Origin of the sequence: Persicimonas caeni (assembly GCF_006517175.1) — a bacterium.
Lineage (GTDB): Bacteria > Myxococcota_A > Bradymonadia > Bradymonadales > Bradymonadaceae > Persicimonas > Persicimonas caeni.
This window is the reverse complement of sequence record NZ_CP041186.1, coordinates 1,534,261-1,554,392: the sequence shown is the minus strand read 5'-3', so window position 1 is coordinate 1,554,392 and position 20,132 is coordinate 1,534,261. Positions and strand designations below refer to the sequence as shown.

15 protein-coding genes are annotated in these 20,132 nt (G+C 63.9%); 6 read left to right on the top strand and 9 right to left on the bottom strand.

Annotation, left to right across the window (positions count from 1 at the left end; genetic code table 11):
* Nucleotides 1–26: 26 nt before the first annotated feature.
* The 4 genes from FIV42_RS05730 to FIV42_RS05715 all read right to left on the bottom strand — a co-directional run bounded on the left by FIV42_RS05730 (nucleotide 27) and on the right by FIV42_RS05715 (nucleotide 3,959).
* On the bottom strand, nucleotides 27–920 hold the full coding sequence (locus FIV42_RS05730) for a hypothetical protein (RefSeq protein ID WP_141196743.1): 894 nt from the start codon (nucleotides 918–920) through the stop codon (nucleotides 27–29).
* 157 nt (nucleotides 921–1,077) lie between these two features.
* Nucleotides 1,078–1,710 carry an AAA family ATPase gene (locus FIV42_RS05725; protein ID WP_141196742.1) on the bottom strand — a complete coding sequence of 211 codons (633 nt, stop codon included), beginning with the start codon at nucleotides 1,708–1,710 and terminating at the stop codon, nucleotides 1,078–1,080.
* Nucleotides 1,711–1,885: 175 nt separating this feature from the next.
* Nucleotides 1,886–2,986: a phosphate acyltransferase gene (locus FIV42_RS05720; protein ID WP_168210442.1), complete on the bottom strand. Its 1,101-nt coding sequence runs from the start codon at nucleotides 2,984–2,986 to the stop codon at nucleotides 1,886–1,888.
* 241 nt (nucleotides 2,987–3,227) lie between these two features.
* Entirely contained in the window at nucleotides 3,228–3,959 is a 732-nt protein-coding gene (locus FIV42_RS05715) for a hypothetical protein (RefSeq protein ID WP_141196740.1), read from the bottom strand.
* An 82-nt stretch (nucleotides 3,960–4,041) separates the two neighbouring features.
* Here FIV42_RS05715 and FIV42_RS05710 point away from each other — a divergent pair, with 82 nt between their 5' ends.
* A complete protein-coding gene (locus FIV42_RS05710; protein ID WP_141196739.1) occupies nucleotides 4,042–5,064 on the top strand; it encodes a dipeptidase in 1,023 nt (340 codons plus the stop codon).
* On the opposite strand, the gene FIV42_RS05705 is transcribed toward FIV42_RS05710, so the two are convergent.
* From FIV42_RS05705 to FIV42_RS05695, 3 genes are all read right to left on the bottom strand, one after another.
* Nucleotides 5,040–6,743, bottom strand: a complete 1,704-nt coding sequence (locus FIV42_RS05705) for a hypothetical protein (protein WP_141196738.1) — start codon at nucleotides 6,741–6,743, stop codon at nucleotides 5,040–5,042. The genes FIV42_RS05710 and FIV42_RS05705 overlap by 25 nt on opposite strands.
* A gap of 96 nt (nucleotides 6,744–6,839) precedes the next feature.
* Nucleotides 6,840–7,718, bottom strand: a complete 879-nt coding sequence (locus FIV42_RS05700; RefSeq protein ID WP_141196737.1) for an alpha/beta fold hydrolase — start codon at nucleotides 7,716–7,718, stop codon at nucleotides 6,840–6,842.
* A complete protein-coding gene (locus FIV42_RS05695) occupies nucleotides 7,715–8,017 on the bottom strand; it encodes a hypothetical protein (protein WP_141196736.1) in 303 nt (100 codons plus the stop codon). The genes FIV42_RS05700 and FIV42_RS05695 overlap by 4 nt, the downstream gene beginning before the upstream one ends.
* A 154-nt stretch (nucleotides 8,018–8,171) precedes the next feature.
* On the opposite strand from FIV42_RS05695, the gene FIV42_RS05690 reads away from it, so the two are divergent.
* The 3 genes from FIV42_RS05690 (at nucleotide 8,172) to FIV42_RS05680 (ending at nucleotide 10,681) form a co-directional block, all read left to right on the top strand.
* Nucleotides 8,172–8,975: a sensor histidine kinase gene (locus FIV42_RS05690; RefSeq protein ID WP_141196735.1), complete on the top strand. Its 804-nt coding sequence runs from the start codon at nucleotides 8,172–8,174 to the stop codon at nucleotides 8,973–8,975.
* 15 nt (nucleotides 8,976–8,990) lie between these two features.
* A complete protein-coding gene (locus FIV42_RS05685) occupies nucleotides 8,991–9,686 on the top strand; it encodes a response regulator (RefSeq protein ID WP_174769490.1) in 696 nt (231 codons plus the stop codon).
* A gap of 149 nt (nucleotides 9,687–9,835) precedes the next feature.
* Nucleotides 9,836–10,681, top strand: coding sequence for a response regulator (locus tag FIV42_RS05680; protein ID WP_141196733.1), 846 nt, complete (start codon nucleotides 9,836–9,838; stop codon nucleotides 10,679–10,681).
* 21 nt (nucleotides 10,682–10,702) lie between these two features.
* Here FIV42_RS05680 and FIV42_RS05675 read toward each other — a convergent pair whose 3' ends face one another.
* Together FIV42_RS05675 and FIV42_RS05670 are read right to left on the bottom strand one after the other, a co-directional pair.
* A complete protein-coding gene (locus FIV42_RS05675) occupies nucleotides 10,703–11,377 on the bottom strand; it encodes a hypothetical protein (RefSeq protein WP_141196732.1) in 675 nt (224 codons plus the stop codon).
* Between the two features lie 127 nt (nucleotides 11,378–11,504).
* Nucleotides 11,505–13,958 carry a serine/threonine protein kinase gene (locus FIV42_RS05670; RefSeq protein WP_141196731.1) on the bottom strand — a complete coding sequence of 818 codons (2,454 nt, stop codon included), beginning with the start codon at nucleotides 13,956–13,958 and terminating at the stop codon, nucleotides 11,505–11,507.
* Between the two features lie 225 nt (nucleotides 13,959–14,183).
* On the opposite strand from FIV42_RS05670, the gene FIV42_RS05665 reads away from it, so the two are divergent.
* Together FIV42_RS05665 and FIV42_RS05660 are read left to right on the top strand one after the other, a co-directional pair.
* Entirely contained in the window at nucleotides 14,184–16,565 is a 2,382-nt protein-coding gene (locus tag FIV42_RS05665) for a proprotein convertase P-domain-containing protein (RefSeq protein ID WP_168210441.1), read from the top strand.
* Nucleotides 16,566–16,647: 82 nt separating this feature from the next.
* Nucleotides 16,648–20,025: a proprotein convertase P-domain-containing protein gene (locus FIV42_RS05660; protein ID WP_141196729.1), complete on the top strand. Its 3,378-nt coding sequence runs from the start codon at nucleotides 16,648–16,650 to the stop codon at nucleotides 20,023–20,025.
* The last annotated feature ends 107 nt before the right edge of the window (nucleotides 20,026–20,132 follow it).

Genomic DNA, 20,132 nt, shown 5'->3' with positions numbered 1-20,132 from the left:
GCGACGAGCGACTGCTCAGTCGAAGCCTACTCCCACATGGCTTCCCACTGCGGAGTCGTGCAGCGGTTATTGCGAATGCGCATGCTCAGGCCCGATTGCAAGTCGTTGAGCACGTTCTCGTAGTACATGGGTAGCGCCTCGCACACGTTTTGCTGCACGCCGACGAAGTCGTCGCGCACGGCGAGCAAGTCGCGGCGCACCTGCGGATGGTCGAAGTCGGCGGCCGCGCGGAAGAACTGCGCCAGCGGGCTGTCGCCGGCTTTGCATGCCTGGCGAATCTGCTCGTAGGCCTCGCCCTGGGTGTCGGCGGCGACCAGGTATTGGTCGGCCCAGGCGGCGTCGGCGGCGAAGGCTTCAAAGACGTCGCCCATGGTCACCGGGTTGAGGTTGTAGCCGCTCATGTGATCGCGGAAGACCTTGCGCGCGGTGGCGCTGGCGGTGGCTGCCACGCAGGACGGTTCGTTCGAGGCGTTCTGGCAGGTCCAGCCGCCGCGGTCGCGCTTCTTCTCGGGGGGCGCCTCTTCGATGATGATGACGCCCTCGTCTCCGGGAGGTCCGCCGCCGCGGTTGGTCTGCACGCTCTCTTTGGCCGTCTGCCACGCTTGAGCCACCTCCAGGTTCGCCTCGGACATCGCCTGGCGCTCCTGGCTCGACTGGGCCATCTGGCTCTCTTCTTCGCAGACGGCCGCGTCGTAGTCGGTGGCGATGGTGCGCAGCGAGTTGATATAGGCAGCCTGCGCGTTGTCGACCTTTTGGGTCACCTTCGGCGGCACGCCCATGGCGACCGGTTGGCTGGCGACCTGGGTGCCGTAGCGGTCGCAGCCAGTCGAAAGGAGTGCCAGTGCGATGGCCGCAAGAGTGGCCGTGCAGGCCGCCGCGCGGCCTCCATAACTCGAACATTTTCCCCAGTTGATCTGCATCGGTTTCCTCCCCGGAAACAGCTCCAATAGTCCTTCAATCCCCAAGTTCTGGTCCGCCCACGCTAAACTTAAGCACGTGCGGCAGGTCCAACATCCCCCGGAGAGGTCGTCGGTGATGGTTGTGCGGAGGCTTTGGGGAGGAGCGGGCGCCCGTGATTCAGGCGTCGGAATCGGACGAATGGGCAGACACGGTGGCCTTTTCGGCCGATTGTTCAGCCGATTGTTCCGCCTGTTTGGCAGCTTGCTCTTCGGCGAGTTGTTCGAAGAGCAACTCGACCTCGGCATCTTCGTCGAGCGGGGAGCGGGCGGTGAGCTTGTCGCGGCCGCCGTCGGTGAAGGCGGGGAAGACGTAGACCTCTTGGCCGTTGTCCGAGATCTGCAACTCGGCGATGCCGTGCAGCTCGAATTCGTCGAGGAGCTTGCGGGCCTCGGCGACGTCGAGACGCGTCTCGAGGGTGATCTCGGCGAGGGTGACTCGCCCTTCGTATTTGCGCGCCGTGCGCAGCACGCCGCGCTGTCGGCTTCCTTCGAGCAGGTCGCCGTCGTCGCTATGGTCGTCACTCGACTTCGAGCTTCGCGACACGCGCAGCATCACCAACCCGACGATGGCGACCACCCCCATGATCCCGAGCGTGGCCAGAGTTCCCACGGCAAATCCGGCGGTGATCAGCGAATAGATGGCGTAGCCGGACATGCCCGCGCCAAAGAGAAAGAGCAGCAGGCCGCCGATGCCCATCACGCCGCGGTACATTACTTCGGAGGGGTCGCGTTGGTTGGAGTCGTTGGGCATGGGGGGCTAGGGGGTTTGGTTTAGGGGTTTAGGGTTTGGGGGGTTCGGGGTTTGGGGTTGTGAGCTTGGGTAGAGTCGCTCTGAATGGCGGTTTGTGCAAATCATTCTCACCCCACTACGATGCTTCCGGACGATTTACCCCCCTAAACCCCTAAACCCCCAAGCCCCCAAACTCCTAGACCCGCACGACCCTCGGTGACCATCCCGGGCCGGCGGCGGCCCGGGCGTCGACGCCGACGCCGGTGCCGTTGACGATGCGCGGGAGGGGGCGCTTGCGTGCAGTGGCGTAGGCGCCGGTCAGGGCGATGGTGCCGAGGATGTCGCGAGTGGTGGCGCCGCGTGAGACGAGGCCGATCGTCTCGGCGAAGCCCTGCAGGACCGGTCCGCACAGGGTGGCGCCGGCGAGTTCGTGGGCCATCTTGATGGCGATATTGCCGGCGTTCATGTCCGGGAAGATGAGCACGTTGGCGTTGCCGGCGACGGTGCTGGCAAAGGGGAGCTTCTTTTGAGCTACGGCCAGGTTGAGGGCAGCGTCGAGCTGCAACTCGCCGTCGATCTTGAGGCCCGGGGCGCGTCGACGCACGATGTCGACGGCCTTGGAGACGTGCTCGGCGCGCGGCTCGAGCGGGTGGCCGTGGGTCGAGTGCGAGAGCATGGCCACGCGTGCGTCCCAGTCGAGCACCGCCTCGGCGGTGTCGGCAGTGGCGAGGGCGATGTCGGCGAGGGTGTCGCAATCGGGCTCGGGGTTGACCACACAGTCGGCGAGCACCAGCAACTCGCCTTCGGGGCCGGCGTAGCCTGGGATCTGCATGACCACGAAGCTCGACGGCGTGTACACATCGTCGCGCGTGCCCACCACCAAATCGGTGGCCATCAAGATCTCTTGGCTGGAGCATTGCGCGCCGGCGATCATGGCGTCGACATCTTCGCTGCACAGCATCATGGCGGCAAAATAGAACGGCACGGTCGTCATGCAGCGCGCCGTATGCAGCGGGATGCCGCGGCGCTCGGCGAAATCGATGGCGTAGTCGTCGAATTGGCGCGACTCCTCGGGATCGAGAATCTCGACGGCCTCGAGCGACGCGCCGGCGTCGTCGGCGACCTGCTCGATTTCGGAGCGACTGCCGAGCAAGACGGGGCGCACCCAGTCCTTGCTGCCGGCGTAGGCTGCGGCGCTGACGATGCGCGGGTCGTGGCCGTCGGGAAAAACGATACGATGAGGTCGGTGATCGGCGGTGAGAAAGGCGTCGAACAGGCTTTGAATGCCCGTTGTCATAGAGTCCTCTCGGTCGGTTCGGTTTGGGATGACGTGCGTTGGTTGTCTCGGTCGGCCGAAGCGGCCCATCGGGGCGCAGTTCGGCTGCCTCACACACTCTCTTTCCCGCGATACCGCGAAACGAGAAAACTGCCGGGTGAGATGAAGCGTTCAGTCAATCTGTGTACTGCAGGTTCATCAGTATAGGCCAAAATAGGCACTGCAGATCAAGGAGGAAAAGGGATCGACGGATCGAGGCCCATCAGGTCTTCAGGATATCGACCAGGACGCGATCATCGACCGGAATCCACCCCGAAGCCTGCTGCGTCTCGATATAGACCCACCAGATTCGCTTTTCGGGGTGCATCTGCTCGCCGCGGGTGCGGCCGGAGAAGTTGCCGTTGAAGTCCGTAGGCGACGGGCAGGGGGCCTGCATCAGCGACTGGCCCACCCCCACAAAGCAGGTCGCCGCGCCGGCGTAGTGGTACACCGCGATCGTCTGGCCCGGGTGGACCGTGGCGTTGACCGGGGCGTCGTGCAGGTCGCGGTTGTCGGGGGAGTAGCGCGTACCCGACATCTCGACTTTGGTCTTGGCGACGAAGAGCGCCGGCTTGTAGACGCCGACCCAGGAGTTTCGCCACGGAATTTTGGCGCCTTTCTGAATTTTGTACTCGCCGACGATCGCGCTGTTCGGGTTCGGGCCTTCGTGGACCGCCAGGGTCGCCGTTGGACCGCCCCAGGTCAGCTCGAACGTCGTCCCCTCCTCGATATAGGGCCAGACGGCCGCGCCGAAGACGGGCTCGGGGTACTTCTTGTCGGGCTGCCTCTTGTCGTCACTGTTGGGCAGCTTGATGCGCCGCGGTCCGGCCGGGCGATTGGCAACTTGCATCTCCTCGGCGGGCGGCTCGCCGACCAAACCTTCCTCGGGCGTCTCGCAGGCAGCGGTGGTCAGGAGGGTGGCGGCCAAGATGAGACAGAGGCTTGTTCGATTCATGGTTCGGCACGTAGGTTGGGGGACATACTTTGGTTCAAGATAGACCGTTGTCGTCACCAGCATCAACCATCGGTTGGCATCCATGACCTATCCCACGCTCGATCTCCACGTCGACAGCATCATCCAGCAGCGTCTGTTTCGCTACAACGTCACCCGACGTCACCGGCGCGGCCTGGGCGGCCAGCCGTTGTTCTGGCACGCCGACATCCCTCGCATGGTCGAGGCCGACTATCTGGGGGCGTGTCTGGGCATCCACTATTTTCCGTGGGAGTCCGAGCGCGGCTGGCGCGAGATGAACCGCCAGATCGATTATCTCGACGAGGTGATCGGTTTGGACGAGCGGGTGTTTCGGGTGGCGGCGCCCGGCGACTGGCAGGTGGCCCGAGAGCGGGGTCTGCTGGGCGTGGCGCCGGGGGTCGAGGGCGCGCATATGCTCAACGGCAAGCTCGAGCGCGTCGAAGTGCTCGCCGAGCGGCGCGTGGCCTATTTGACGCTGTGCCACTTCTCGAAAAACTCGGCCGCTACGCCGTCGATGGGGCGCGGGGCCAACGAGACCGACGGGTTGAGCGAGTTCGGATGTGAGCTCATTGCCGCGCTCGACGAGAGTGGCATCACCATCGATTTGGCGCACGTCAACACCCCCGGGGTGCTCGATGCATGCGCGGTGGCCACGCGGCCGGTCTTTTGCACCCACACAGGCGTCAAGGCAGTCAACGACCACGCCCGCAACATCACCGACGAAGAGATCGACGCCATCGCCGAGACCGACGGGGTCATCGGGATCATGTTCGCGCCGACTTTTCTTGCGGGGAAATTGCGCGCCGACACCACCTGGATCGCCGACCATATCGAGCACGTCATCGATCGGGTGGGCGTGCGCCACGTGGCCATCGGCAGCGATTACGACGGGTGGCTGCCCACGATCATGAGCGATCACCACGACTGCCGAGACATTCATCTGGTGAGTGACGAGTTGCTTCGGCGGGGACATAGCGACGAGGACGTCGCCCGCATCATGGCGGGCAACGCCTTCGAGTTGCTCTGCGGGGCGCGCGAGTCAGCCGCCTCCGACGAGACCGGTCAGGGCGCCGGGCAGAGCGAGTAAGCGTCGTAGATATCCTCGACGTCGAGCAGGTAGATCCCGCGCGAGGTCTCGGCTTGAGCGCGTGCCGAGAAGCCGAGCAGGCCGCGGTAGGGTGACAAGTTGTCGAAGGCGGTGGCGTAGCGCGCCCAGTTCGAGTGCAGGATTACGTCGTCGATGTGGCCCAGGGCATGATTACTCAGGCTGACGGCCGGACCGAAGGTGCGCAGGTCGGTCGCGAAGTCCCAGCTGGCGAGCTCGAGTGCGTTTCGATTGTTGCCGCGCGCAAATCCCAAGAGGGTCGGACCGCCGGTGGGGAACGCCCACAACTTGGTGATATCGCTAGCCTCGTAAGTGAGCCAGTCGGCATCGTCGAAGCCGGCGGTGCTGCCGAAGACAACCCCTCGGTCATCGCCGTCGAGGCCGATGAAACCGGCCGTGATGGCTTCGTTTTGCTGGGGCGCCGCGCCGAAGAGGCGGTAGGTGAACGAGAAGGCGCCCTCGGTCAGCTCCAACGAAGGGGGGAGAGGCAAGTCCATGGCGGCGCGTCGGGCACGGTAGTCCGCGCCGCCGCTTCCATTGGCATAGGCGAGCTCGGCCGCAATGGGCTCCTCGCCGCTATGGTCGAGCATGTAGATGAGCGGATAGTCGTTGGCGTAGTCGGGCCAACCCCACGCGAAACGAAGCGCGGTGAACGGTCCGCTCGACTCCCCCGACCACTTGACCGTGTTATCGGCTTCGAGTGCCGTGAGTGCGCTCAACCAGCCTTCATCGGGGTTGTAGTGGAACAGCGCGGTGTTCGTCGAAGGCGCGCCGCCGGTGACGGCGCTGACGAATTGTTTGTCGTCGGTGCCGCGGACCGGCATCCAGTTCATGCGGCGGGCGGGACGTACCTCGTTGGGGCCGAAGGCGCCGCCGTCGAGCAGGGCCTGATACGAGCAGTCGCCGGAGAGATCGGTCCATCCATCGTCGTCGCGGGTGGCGTCGACGTCGCAGGCATATGTGCCCACGTTGGTGAACACCATGATGTTGTAGATCTGGAATCTGCCCCACGACGCCCCCACACGCGGGGTGAAGACCTCGACGTCGTGGATGCGAAGGGGAGTGTTCGACTGACCGGTGGGAAGATCGGCGACACTGCCCCCGGAGAGCTGCAAGGGGGCAGTTGCGACGGACTCTTCGGGGGGCGTCTGTTGGAAGTCACGCACGTCGATCGATGCCCAACCCACGGCGAGCTTGTTGTCAGCCGTCGGCGCGGCGACTGCCACGCCGTGGACTGCCCAGTCGTCGGCGAACACGTCGCGCGACGCCGGTCCGAGGTCGAAGACCGGAGCGGCGCCGTCGGCCGACAGCGCGTCGCGGGCGCTGCCAAAGTTGCTCGGGTCGAGCTCGAATACCGTGGGCGTGGGGCCACATTGAGCTTGCTGGACGGCCAGGGGAGCGAAGCGGTTGCCCGGGCTGACGTCGGCTTCGACGTCGCGACCGGTGTCTTGGCTGGTGTCTTGGCCGGTGTCCGAAGCGTCTGCGGGGTCGTCCACATCGCCGCCGACGTCGTCGCCCGATACGTCATCGCCCTGAGTATCGGTGCCCGTGTCACGGGTCGACGGGTTGGCGGTTTCGCCGAAGTCTTGGCTCAAAATGCACCCGGGCGCCACCATCGCCAGGGTCGCTGCGGTTACAACGCTACGCAGAAGTGGACTCATTTTAGAGGACATCGTCGATCACAGTCTGAGATAAGTTGGTCGCCCTGTTGTTAGAAGACCACAATCGCGCGGGCGGTTCAACTTGAGGCGCCGGAATTATCCGGCGTCGACGAAGCTGCGCATGTGTCGATTGACGATGGCAGGACGGTCCTGCTGGACCCAGTGGCTGCACTCCGGGATGTAGGCAATTTGCAGGTCGCGCACGAAGCGCTCGGTGCCGTAGGTCAGCTCCTTTCCCAGCGCGCTATCGTCCTCGCCCCAGATCAGCAGCGTGGGCACCTCGAGCGGCGTGTAGTCGTCGGGGTCGAAGCTGAATGCTTGGAGCAGGATATTGCGGTAGTAGTTGAGCATGGCAGTCAGCGCGCCGGGTTGGCTGGCGGCCTGACGGTAGGCTTCGAGGTCTTCGTCCGAGAAAGCGCCGGGGTTTTTCGACTCCTTCTCGAAGAGCTCGGCGATGGTGCGGTAGCGGTCGCGGCTCAACAGCTTTTCGGGAAGCCAGGGCAGCTGGAAAAAGAAGATATACCAGCTGCGCCGAAGTTGGGCGGCGGTGGCAAGTCCCTCGTAGAAGCGAACCGGGTGGGGCAGGTTCATGACCACCAGCTTGTCGAGCATCTCGGGGTGAGTGTGGGCGAATTGCCAGGCGATGGCGCCACCCCAGTCGTGTCCCACGAGCACGCATTTGTCGTAACCCAGGTTCACGATGAGGGCGCGTACGTCGTCAACGAGCTTGTCGAGGCTGTAGGCGCCGCGGCCCGCGGGTTTGTCGCTCGTGTTGTAGCCGCGAAGGTCGGGGGCGACGACATGAAAGTCGTCGGCGAACTCGCGCATCTGGTGGCGCCACGAGTACCAGAACTCGGGAAACCCGTGCAGAAAGAGCATCAGCGGCGCGTCGTCACGCGCGCCCAACTCGACACAATGCAGCTCGACACCGCTGGCGCGCACGCGCCGATGCTTGAACGGGACGTCAGTGTTCATTCGCCTGGCTCCGGGAGGTCTCCGAGGTGGTCGGCGCGAAGGCGTTGGCCGTCGATGCGCACGAATTGGTCTCCCTGCACGCGCACAAGCTCGACCTCGTCGCCCAGGTCTTCGCCCTCGTAGTCCCAGGCGAAGATGCGTTCGCCGGAGTCGAGGAGTTCGATGACCTCGGCACGTGTGAGCAGGCCGCGGTCCTCGAATTGGTCGCCTTGGCGCTCGAGGAGTCGAAATTCGGCAAGCTGACCCGGGCGCGAGCCCGAACGCGCGTGAGTGACGATATAATTGGCGAGCTGCTGCATGGAAGCTCCGGGGGAAGGTGTGAAAGGCGTGTGTTTTGACGAGCTTTTAATATATGACGTCCGTCTTTTTACGCCACGAATGTGAGGGCTTTGGTATCATGCGCGTGTCTGCGCGCTCAAGCGCATCCACTCGGACCTTGGAGGAGGACTGGTCATGCGAGAACAGCAAGATGAACCTGGTGTTCATAACGACGCATCTTCATCCGCCGACACTTCATCCGCCGACGACGATGCGGCCGCGTTGCTGCGCGCGTTTTCTCACGACTTTTCCACTCCGCTGGCCAATATCAAGTTGGCCGCCGAAGTGCTCACGTCAGCCGAAGGCCGGCTGTCGAGCGACAAGCTCGTCGACTTGGGCGAGAATATCTCGACGGAAGCCGACCGCATCCGACGCATGATCGATACGCTCATCGAGTGGAGTCGATTCGAGACGGGCAAGCGCGAGTTGCGCTGGGAGTGGCATTTGGTCGAAGATCTGGTCGGCTCGGCGATCCGCCGGCTCGGATCGTTGCTTGACGACCACCAAGTAGTTGTCACCATTGAGCCTGACCTGGCGTTTGTACGTGGCGACGAGGTGCTCATCGAGACGGTGTTGATCAACTTGCTCGATAACGCCGCTCATTGTACGCCCGCAGGTGGTCCCGTCGAAGTACGTGTTTGTGCCGACGACCAGCAGTGTCGTGTCGAAGTGCTCGACGGCGGTCCTCGATTCGATAACGAGGAAGATGTATTGGTCGACGCGCGTTCAAGTGCCCGGAGCGGGCAAACAAGCACTCCCGGCGGGGCGCTGGGACTGGTTGTCAGCCGAAGGATTGTCGACGCGCACGACGGGGAGATCTGGGCTCACAATAGACAAGATCAAACCGGTGCTGTATTCGCATTTGTCTTGGGGTATGGTGGACGCACACCGCCTCATGATCTCGTCGACCCTGAAACGGGTAAAGACGCAACTGAGTAGAAGGTATCATCCATTATGGACCCGAATGCTGTAATTCTGATCATCGAGGATGATCCGAAAATGCGCAGGTTCTTGCGAACCTTGCTGGAGTCGAATGATTATCAGCCTCTCGAGGCCGAAACGGGCGAGGAGGGCATCCAGCGCGCGGCGGAGCACAATCCGGATCTCATCCTGCTCGATGTGCGTCTTCCCGATATCCGCGGCGAGGAAGTTTTGTCTCGTCTGCGCGAGTGGACGCACACCCCGGTGGTCGTCGTCTCCGGACTCGACTCGGAGGACTCGAAGGTCACCATTTTGGACGCAGGCGCCGACGACTATCTGACCAAGCCCTTTGGCGCCCAGGAGTTGCTCGCGCGCATCCGTGTGGGCCTGCGGCACGCCGAGCAGGTTGCCCCCGACGACGAAGACGCCGTGTTCGAAAACGGTGAGTTGCGCGTCGATCGCGTCGCACGGCGAGTGTTTATGGGCGAAAACGAGATCGATCTGACCCCGACCGAGTATCGCTTGTTGCTCACGTTGGTCAAAAATGTGGGCCGCGTGCTCACCCACCGCCAGATTCTCGAGGAAGTGTGGGGGCCCGACTGTGTCGGCCGCGACCACTACGTGCGCGTCTACATGGCGCATCTGCGTCGCAAGCTCGAAGAGGATCCGGCCCAGCCGGAGTACATCGTCACTGAGACCGGGGTTGGCTATCGGTTGAGGAATATCTGAGCACCCTTTGGACGGGCACAAACGGCGCTGGTGGGGCGATTTCGAAAATCATCGCTTGACGCATTTGCCCGGCGTGTCAACGTTGGTGGCATCTCGAAGACAAGCGGTAAGGATTCGATTTCAACGACTCGAACAGGAGTTTCGTATTCATGGAGCGCAGCGCCGAACATACCAACCCAACGACCGAAGGGATTCGGGTGTTGGTGGTGGAAGGCAATGCCAAGGATGCCGCTGCCGTACGAAACTCGCTGAAAGCCTCCACGCCGAATTTTGTCGTCTCACCGGCGCGTCAGTTGTGGTCCGCCTGTCAAATCTTGGCGGGCATGGCCATCGACGCGGTGCTCCTTGGCCTCGAACTCCCCGACAGTGAAGGTCTGGAAGCGCTCTCGGAGTTGCGCGAGCAGTCGCCCGACACCCCCGTGCTGGTCGTGGGGCGTGACCTGGCGATGGGTCAGCAGGCCGTGGACGCCGGCGCCGACGATTTTGTGCCGTTGTCCGATCTCGACCCGTCGATCCTCGGGCTGCGCGTGCTAGATGCCATCGAACGCCGCCGCGCGAAGGCTCCCGAGGTCGACGAACCCGAGCCAACCAGCGTAGCCAAACCCACTGCCAAGATCTTGGTCGTCGAGGAAGACCCCTGGGTTCAGCGCTTGCTTCGGCGTAATTTGACTCGCCAAGGCCATACCGTCGAAGTCCTCAGTTCACCACAGAAAGCGCTGGTCTGGGTCCAGGGCGCCACTCAACTCGATATGCTGGTGTGCGAAGTTCACGCGGCCGGCATGGACGGCGCGCGCTTGAGCCACCATCTCCAAAAAGAATTCCCGGCCCTGGTTACGCTGCTCGTATCCGCCAACGGCGAGCAACCCGAGATCGTCGCAGACCATCCCCGGTCCTTCGGCTTCCTGGCCAAGCCATACTCCCTCGACGCCTTCCAGCACGCCGTCGAAGACCTGCTCGAACATACCGCATCGGCGCCTGCAACCACCGGCGAATAAGGCCTCGCCTTCTGTCGGTGCTCAGTCGTATTGCGAGACGAGAAAGTAGACGGGCTCGTCGGCGTACGGAACTGCCTGCTCACGACGAATCTGGTCCGCGTCGGCGCTAAAGTCGACCTTTTCGACCTCGTCGTACTCGACACTGGCGATGACCTCTCCAATCACACCTTCATCGTGGGGCAGCTTTTCCATGTCATGACCCCACACGTATTCGCCGCCGGTCAGCTCGGCCTCCTCGCGCGTGCCTGCGGTGCCAAAGACCAGCGTGCCGGTCGCCATCGGGCCGGTATTGCACAAGAAGATCCCCTCTTCGATGGCCGACGACGGACCGCTGTGCTCGGTAAATACCTGTTCGAATTCGGCGTCGAGCCCGGCGCTGCTAAGCTCTTGGGCCTGCTGGACATCGTCGAGGCCGAAAGGCTGGGATGGCCCGGCGTCGGCGGTCGTCCACACCACCTGACGACCGATGACGAAGGGGCCCTGGATGAGCATGTCGTCGTCTTCGTAGCTCAAGTCCGCCTCACATCCTGCAGGGACGACCGTCAGGCCGCGCCGCTGGGCAAACGCGAGCACCGCGCGAAAATTGCCTGAGCTCAAGTCGGTGAAGTAGCAGCGGCCGGCGACCAGACGCGTCACCACGTCGACCGACAGATCTGGAAGAGCGGACTCGGGAGAACGGGGCGTTCCGGCAGTCATATCGAGCTCCTGTCGTGCGAAAGAGGGCGGAGAAGCACGTGTGTGCTCGACCGTCGTCGATTCGGGTCACGGCTGCCAAGTTACGCACGAGACGGGAGCGCGCAAATACGTCCACCGAGGTCGGCGTTCACTTGCACGCGTCGTTGCTCAGGCTGGGCATTTGCTGGATTTGCAGGCTCGTGACGCCCGAGTAAATCGCGCGTTGCAGGATATTGCTGTAGGTGTGGCTGATGGTGGTCATTTCGTCGCGCAGCTTGCCGCCATCCTTGATATGCGCCTCGTGGTAGGCTTTGGCGTCTTCTTTGCGGCCTTGCCTCAACAGCGATTGGTAGTGCTCGATCCGCTGTTTGTGATCGTCTTGCGCATCGCAGAAGCGCTGGACGACCGCCCGCAGCTCCTTGCGGTACTTGTCGACCACCTCTTGGGAGGCCGGTCCGCGCTGCCAACCCGGCTGGGCTGCTGCAGGAGCCTGCTGCGGTGCGGGTTGGGTCGGCGTCGGCTTGGAAGCAGGCTTCGGCGAGCGCTTCTTCTTGCGCCGACGCTTCTTCTCGGCCCGAGCAGCCTCTTCGAGCGCCGCCTCGGAGACAAAACGCTGCGCACGCTCGCCCTCGCCCAGAGTCAGGGCGCCCGCGTCCGCATCGTAGCTCAGCCGCGTGGGCTGCCATTTGGCTTTGTCAGCGTCGGCCTCTCTGAGCGCGAGCAGGTGCCCGTCGGCCGGCGTGCGGCCGTCCAAAATACGGTAGGCGTATTCGGCGCCGCCGATCTCGAGTCGTTGGCCGGAGGAGGGCACCACCAGGGTGCGTTCTTTATCGTCCGCGTCGACGAAGGTCCCCGTCAGGTCGAGGGTGTCGTAGTACTTCTGGACGTCGTGTTTGCGGCAGACGAACTTCGACTTTTTCTCGGGAAGCTTGAAGATGAGCTTGTCGGCGCTCGCACGTGCCTCGAGCGTTTGTGACTTTTTCTTGCTGCTCTCCGGCTTATCGTCGACCGGAACCTCGTAGCTGAAGGTGGCCGTCTTTCCCTGTCGCTCGCCCATGTCGACGCGCGACCACAGGAGTCGCTCGTCGCCTTGGAGCATCAACTCGCCGACCTCCGGATACAAAAAGACGCTGTGAAACCAAGTGTCGCTCTCGCCGATAACCATGCAGCGGCCGGCGAAGGCGGTGATCGGCACATTGTCGGGTACGGGGCGTGGGCGCTCGTCTTGGCGAGAGTCGTCGTGGGGGACGTCCGGCGCGTCGTCGGCTTTTCGAGCGACGGCCGTCGCAGCCTCGTCGGGATCGTCCGACTCGTCTGCCGTCGCCAGATAGGCCGCGACGCCCCCAGCGACGGCGATGCACGCGACGAGGGCAGCTATCAGCCACGCGGAGCCTGCGCCACCCGAGGACGCTTCGGCAGAAGCCTCTTGAGTGGGCGCCGTCTCGGAATCCGCATCGGGGGTCCCGTCGACCTCGGCCATTTGCTCGGTCGGGCCGCCATCTTCGACGAGCGTGTGGCGTCGGCTGGCGAGTTTCTCGACCGCCTCGGCGGGAGTCGAGACGTCGAACTCGGTGGCGGCGTTGATGATCGGTGCGTTGTCCGACGGCGGGAGGATCCAGCGTTCGAACGCATCGGCCGACGCATCCTCCAGGTCGAGCTTCAGCGGTGAAATGGCGCAGCGTCTGCGAATGACTTCGATGCGCTCGCGCACCGCGCGCGCCGAGGGAGGTCGTTCGTCGGGCGCCTTTGCCAGCAGGTCATGGACGAGCTTGATGACCTCCGGCGGCACTTCTTCGGGCGGCAGATAGTCTGCCAGGGGCGGCGGTGGCTGTTGGACCTGCATCAACAAGATCTGGAAGTCGCTGTCGCCGCTGAACGGGAGCTGCCCGGAGAGCATCTCGTAAAGGATAATGCCCAGCGCATACAGGTCGGCGCGTCCGTCGAGTTCCTGTGCGCGAGCTTGTTCGGGGGCGATATAATACGAGGTGCCGCAGATCATCCCGGTGGAGGTCAGCCGGGAGTTGGCGTCGCTAGGAAAGGCGATGCCAAAATCGAGGACTTTGGTCTGAAACGAGTCGCCGACGACCGGCACCAGCTGCAAGTTGTCGGGCTTGAGGTCACGGTGGACGATGCCCGCAGCGTGTGCCTGCACCAGAGCGCCACAGACCTGATAGGCAATCTCGAGGGCCAACGGCAGCTCGAGCCGGCCGCGCCGAGTCAACTCGCCGAGTGATACCCCACGCACCAGCTCCATGACCAGGTAGGGCAGACGACGCTCGCGGTCTTCGCCGTAGTCGATGAGGCGGACGATATTGGGATGACTGAAGCCCGAGATGACCTTGGCCTCGCGCAAAAAGCGCTCCTTGACCTCGCGTTGGGCCAACGCCTCGCCGCGCAACAGCTTGATGGCGACCTCGCGCTCGATCGACAGCTGCGTGCCGGCATAGACTCGCCCCATCCCGCCTTCGCCCAGCAGGCGGTCCAGACGGTAACGCCCGTCGAGCACGCTCCCCACCAGCAGATCGTCATCGTCGCCCACGTCCTCATCGGGGAGGCCGGAAACGTCGAAAAACGAGTCGCTTACGGATTGGTCATCGCTCATGGCTCCTCCAGAGTTCGCTTATACCACCGCGTCAGACAAATTTGAACGGCAGGTCAACCGGCTTGCAAAAGAAGGGCAGGGTCGGTAGTTAACTTCTATCCTTTGTCTAACCGACGCTGGTGGCGGCGGCTCCAAGAAGGTGTGAAAGCTGAGATTTTCGCGCTTCTACCAGCGTCATTTGACACGCGAACCAAGTCGAGTTTCATGACTGATACGGAGAGTTTTATGTCGAAGTTGCGAACGGCGATGCTGGCCGGCCTGTTGGCCGCGTCCTTGGCGCCGCTTTATGGATGCGGATCGGAGTGCGGCCCGGGGACTGTCGATAAGGACGGTCAATGTATCGTGGACGCCAAGGGTTGTGCAGAGGGCACCATCCTCAAAGACGGCGAGTGCTTGCTCGACCAGTCGGGTTGTGGCGAAGGAACGATGCTCGACGGTGCGCTTTGCGTGCCCATCGACACCGTTTGTGAAGCAGGCACGACCTTCGACCAAGGCTCGTACACTTGCGTGCCGGATACCGACGTCATCTGCGGTGATGGTACGGAGGTCGCCGACGATGGTCTGTGCGTGCCCAGCGCCGAGGCTTGTGACGGCACGGCGACGCTCGACGACGCCGGTCGCTGCGTAGTCGGCGCGGCTGCCTGCGGAGCGGGCACCGAGCTCGACCCGAATACCGGTGAGTGCATGCTCGCCGATGCGGCTTGCGGTCAGGGAACCGCGCTCGATGGCGACACCGGCGCTTGCGTGCCGACCGCCGACGTGTGCGACACCGGCACCAAATTCGACGCCGACAGCGGACTCTGCCTGCCCGACAGCTGCAGTCCGGGTGACGTGGTCATCGACGGAGTGTGCACCTCGCCGGCCGACGACCTCGCCGGCGACGTGGACCTGACCGAGACCGAGCCCAACGACCCGGCGTTCGGCGGTACCGCCGAGTCGCTGTTCGTTCCCACGGCCGGCGACGATCCGCAGGTGTTCAGTGGCACCATCTCCGAAGCGACCGATCTCGACGGCGACGGGACTGTCGACCAAGACGTCGACGTCTACGAATTTACCGCCAACGCCGGCGAGTGGTTCGAGATTTCGGTGCTCTCGACGGGCATGCCCGACCCGGCCTTCAAGGTCGAGGGGCCCAACGGCTACGTGCGCTGGAGCCCGTTCGGCGGCGGTGACGCCGTGCGCGACGTCGTCATCCCGGAAGACGGCACCTACACGGTGACCGTGCTGCCGGCGATGGTGTTGGAGAGCGACGGCGAGATCAGCCGCATCGGCGGTGACGACTGGAGTTACGTAGGCACGTTCGAGACGTTGTCGGCACCGAGCGCCACCCTTGTCGATCTGTCGACCGGCGCCGGCCAACTCGCCGGTGATTTCCCCAACGTCGAAGATAACTTCTTCGAGCTGAGCGGCGCGCAGGCCGGCGACATCGTCACCGTGAGCGTCGACGCTCTGGGTACCGACGCCGAGGGCGTCGTCCAGGTCTGGAGTGACGCGACCACGCTGGTCTCGTCGCAGCCTCTGGGGCCGAACACGCTCGTCGAGCTCGACGGCACGGACGCCTCGCAGTTCATCCTCATCGACTGGATGAAGACCAGCGGGGCGAGCGTCAACTTCGAGTTGACCGCCGATATCACCGGTTCGAGCACGATCGCGACGATTCAGCCGGGCGGCACGCACACCTTTACGGTCACTGCTCAGGAGTTCGACCAGATCGTCGCCAGCCAGACCAACCCGACGAGCGCCGACCTCGACGTGACCATCACCGAGGTCGCCACCGGAACCGAGTTGGCCAGCGAGACGCTCGCTTCCGACAGCCAAATCAACCCCTTGGTGACGAGCGCCGGCGACTACGAGGTCGTCTTCACCAACAACACCTCGTCGAACGTCGACGCCACCCTCGTGGCCAAGGCGCAGCCGTTGCCGACGATCGGGCCGCTTGCTCCGGGTGACTCGGACACCTACACCCATCCCAGCACTGTGCCCGCCGACCAAACGTCGCTCGTGCGCCTGATCGTGAACGAGCCGAGTGTGCTCGAGTTCTCCGGGCCCTACAGCGGCGACATGAACTTCGGGCTCTACGACTCGACGATGACCGCGATCAACGCTCGTCCGTACACCGACGATGCGTTCACCTACTACCACAGCCTCAGCCCGGGCACCTACTTCATCGAAGCGGAGGCGCTCGATGCGCTTACCGCCTTCGAGGTGACCGTCGCGCGTCCCGACCTGCCGTCGGACAACGCCAGTTCGCCGGGTATCGCCGTCACGAGCAACAACACGGTCACCGACACGATGACCGTCAGCGGCTGCGCCAATATCGCCAGCCTTCGCGTGTATGTGCTGATTCCGCACACCTATATCGGCGACCTGCTCGTCACGCTGGAGAGCCCGTCGGGCACGAGCGTGACGCTGCACGATGAGACCGGTTACGGCGACGATGACATCATCGGTTGGTATCCCACCGATCTGACCGTCGATGGACCGGGAGCGCTGTCGGACTTCGCCGGCGAGGACGCTAACGGCGACTGGACGCTGTCGATCACCGACAACGCCGGCGGCGACGATGGATCGTTGGTGCATTGGGCGCTCGACTTGACCTGCCAATAAGGTCGTCGCTGCGAGGTTGAACACGACTACGTTGAAGCGCCGGCGGCGCGAGGTCGCCGGCGCCTTTTGGAGGATAGATTTTATGTCGAAACTGAGACTCATTTTGTTGACCGGCCTGCTGGCCGCTGCGGTCGCGCCGCTCTACGGCTGCGGCTCGGAGTGCGGCCCGGGAACCACCGAGAAAGACGGCCAATGCGTACTCGTCGCCGAAGGTTGTGGCGCGGGCACCGTGTTGGAGAACAAGCAGTGTGTCGTGACCGAGGACGGTTGCGGCGAGGGCTTGGTGCTCGAGCAGGGCATCTGTGTGCCCACCGACGCCAACTGCGCCGAGGGCACGACCTTCGACGCCGCCTCGCGCACCTGCATCCCCAACAGCGAGATCGTCTGCGGCGAAGGCACCGAGCCGAACTCGGAGGGTACCTGCGTACCCAGCGCCGACGCCTGCGGTCCCAAGACGACCTTGGGCGACAACGGCCGATGCGTGGTCGAAGGCGCCGCGTGCACGGCTGGAAGCGAGCTCGACCCGAACACCGGCGAGTGTCTGCTCGTCGACGAAGCTTGTGGCGACGGCCTGGCGCTCGATGGTGACACGAGCACCTGCGTGCCGACCGACGAAGTATGCGACACGGGCACCGCCTTCGACAGCGACTCGGGGCTCTGCCTGCCCGACGCGTGTGAAGAGGGCGACGTGCTCATCGACGGCGTGTGCATGAACGACGCCGAAGAGCTCGCCGCCGGCGCCGACGTGGTCGAGCAGGAGAATAACGATCCGGCCCTCGGAGGCACCGCCGAGACGATGACGCTTCCGGCGCCCGACGCCGACCCGTACGTCTTTGCCGGTACCATCTCGGCGCCGAGTGACATCGACGGCGACGGCGAGGTCGATCAAGACGTCGACGCGTTCGAATTCAGCGCCAGCGCCGGCGACTGGGTCGACGTGATGGTCCAGTCGACCGGGCTTCCGGCGCCTGCCTTTGTGGTCACCGGCCCCGACGGCTACGTGCGCCAGAGCGCGCTGGGAACCTCTAGCGACGCCGCGCGCACCCTGGTGATTCCGACCGACGGCACCTACACGGTCACCGTGCTCCCCTCACTGGTGCTCGCAAGCGACTACGAGGTTTCTCGTGGCGGCGATACCTGGAACTACGTGGGCAGCTTGGCGAGTGTGACGGCGCCGTCGGCCACCGACAAAGACGCATCGAGCGGCAGCGCCGACCTGACCGGCGAGCTGAGCAACCTGAAGGATAACTTCTTCAGCGTGACCAACTTGGGCGCCAACGACTTGGTGACTCTCGAGGCCAACGCCATCGGCGAGGACGGTGAGGCGATCGTCCAGATCTGGGCCGACGCCACCACGTTGCATCACAGTCAGATGATTCGTCCCGGCGAGCCGGTCGTGACCGGCGTGCCGAGCACGGGCGACATGTTCGTGGTCGTCGACTGGACGGGCATCGACGGCCCGCAAGACGACTTCGACATCACGGCGAACGTCTCGGGCGTGCAGAATAGCCAGACGATCACCGCCGGGGGCGCCTACACCGAGACGGTCAGCATCGATCAGTTCGATCGACTGGTGATCACCCAGTCGAACCCGGCTTCGGCCGACCTCGACGTGTCGATCGTCGATCCGAGCGGCACCGAAGTCGCCACGGCCACGTTGGCCAGCGGCGCGAGCGTCGAGCACGTCGCGTACGCCTCGGGCGACTACGACGTGGTGTTCACCAACAACACCTCGAGCGACGTCGACGCGACCACCTGGGTCAATATCATCCCGGCCGTCGACTTGGGCCAACTGCCGGCCAACGGCACGGTGAGCGCTCCGGCGATCGCCATGCCCGCCGGCGCCAAGGTCTACTACACCCTCGACGTGGCCGCTGGACAGGTCGTCGAACTCGAGCACGACAACCACGAAGCAGCCCCCCTCGACGTGCGCGTATTGGACGCCACCGGCCAACTGATCGAAGAGGCGACAGGTATCGAGGCGCGCTCGTCGGCTGAATTCAGCCGCTTCGACGTGCCTTGGAGCTATGCTCCCATGGCCATGACCGTGCTGGTCGAGGTCGAAGCCGGCACCGGGCGGACCGGTGAGACGCTCACCTTCACCGGCGCTACCCCGACCGTCGACGCCACGCTGGATGCAGGCGACCCGTTCAGCATCAGCAACAACGCCAGTATCGCTCGGGGTCACGCGGGCTATCACCTGCTCGACGCCAACGAAGCCATGGCTCTTGGCGGCACGCTGTCGCCGCTCGGTGGCGAAGATGTCAACTTCCGCGTGCACGAGCTCGATGGAACCTACATCGGTGGCGAGTTCGGTTCGGGCGGCGATGTGTCGTTCACAATCGGGCTCGACGCCGCCGGCACGTACCTGCTGCGCGTCGAATGTGATGAGGCATGCGCCGGCTACAATATCACCGGCGATGCCATCCGGACCCGCGAGGATCTCGGGACGATCGACAACACCACCGCCTCAACCACGCCGCTGGCTACATTCTCCCGCAACCAGCTCTACACGGTGAGCTTCTCGGTGCCCGCCGGCCAGATGATCGAAATCTCGCACGATAACGATCAGTCGGAAGACCACGAGATGGAGTTGTTGGACAGCAACGGCAATGTCTTGGATGCGTCGTATGTCTTTTACGCCGCGTCGGACACTGACCCGACCTACGTGTACTGGTACAGCGATACTGCTGCGGACTACGAAGTCGTCCTCGAAGGCTGGACGAACGGCACCACCAACGAAGTGGTCACGGTGCGCACCTTCGTTCCCGGCGATTTGGGCACTATCGCCCTGGACACCTCGGTCAGTCAGACCGGCCTGCCGGGGCTGGACAACGGTGAACTTAGCGCGCAGACGTTCACGCTCAGCCAAGACGGCGAAGTTACCGTCGACGTGACCACGCCCAACGGTGAAGACGTCGATCTGGTCATCTACGACAGCTCCTTCACGGAGTTGGCTTGGTCGGGGTCGTCGCCGCTCGGTCCGGCGACGCTCAGCGCAGGCACCTATCTGGTGGGCGTCGAGGCCAACGAAACGGTCCCCTCGTTCGACATCGACGTGTCCGTCCAGGCGCCGCCGCCTCCCCCCCAATACGTGAGCTCGCCGGCGCTGGCGATTCCCGACGGCGATCCGGCAGGTGTCTCGGATACCCTCACGGTCAGCGGGTGCACGACGGTCAGCTCGGTCGAGGTGTACGTGGATATCTCCCACGGCTATCGCGGTGACCTGAGCATGTCGTTGGTGGCCCCCGATGGCACCTCGGTGCTGCTGCACGACGAAACGGGTGGTTCGGACGATGATATTCTGGGTTGGTATCCGACCCAGTTGACGCCGGCAGGCAACTTGGCGAACTTTTCAGGCCTGACCGGTGACGGCGACTGGAGCCTCCAAGTAGCCGATGTGGGCCTCTACGTCTCCGGCACGCTCAACGAGTGGGGCCTGACCTTCACGTGCCAATAAACACGTGTGCGAGCGCGCCCGGTCAGACCTCCGTCTGCCGGGCGCAACGCCCTCTCGACCCTCCGGTTTTTCCGGAGGGTTTTTTGCGTTTCTTGGGCTGAGTTCTA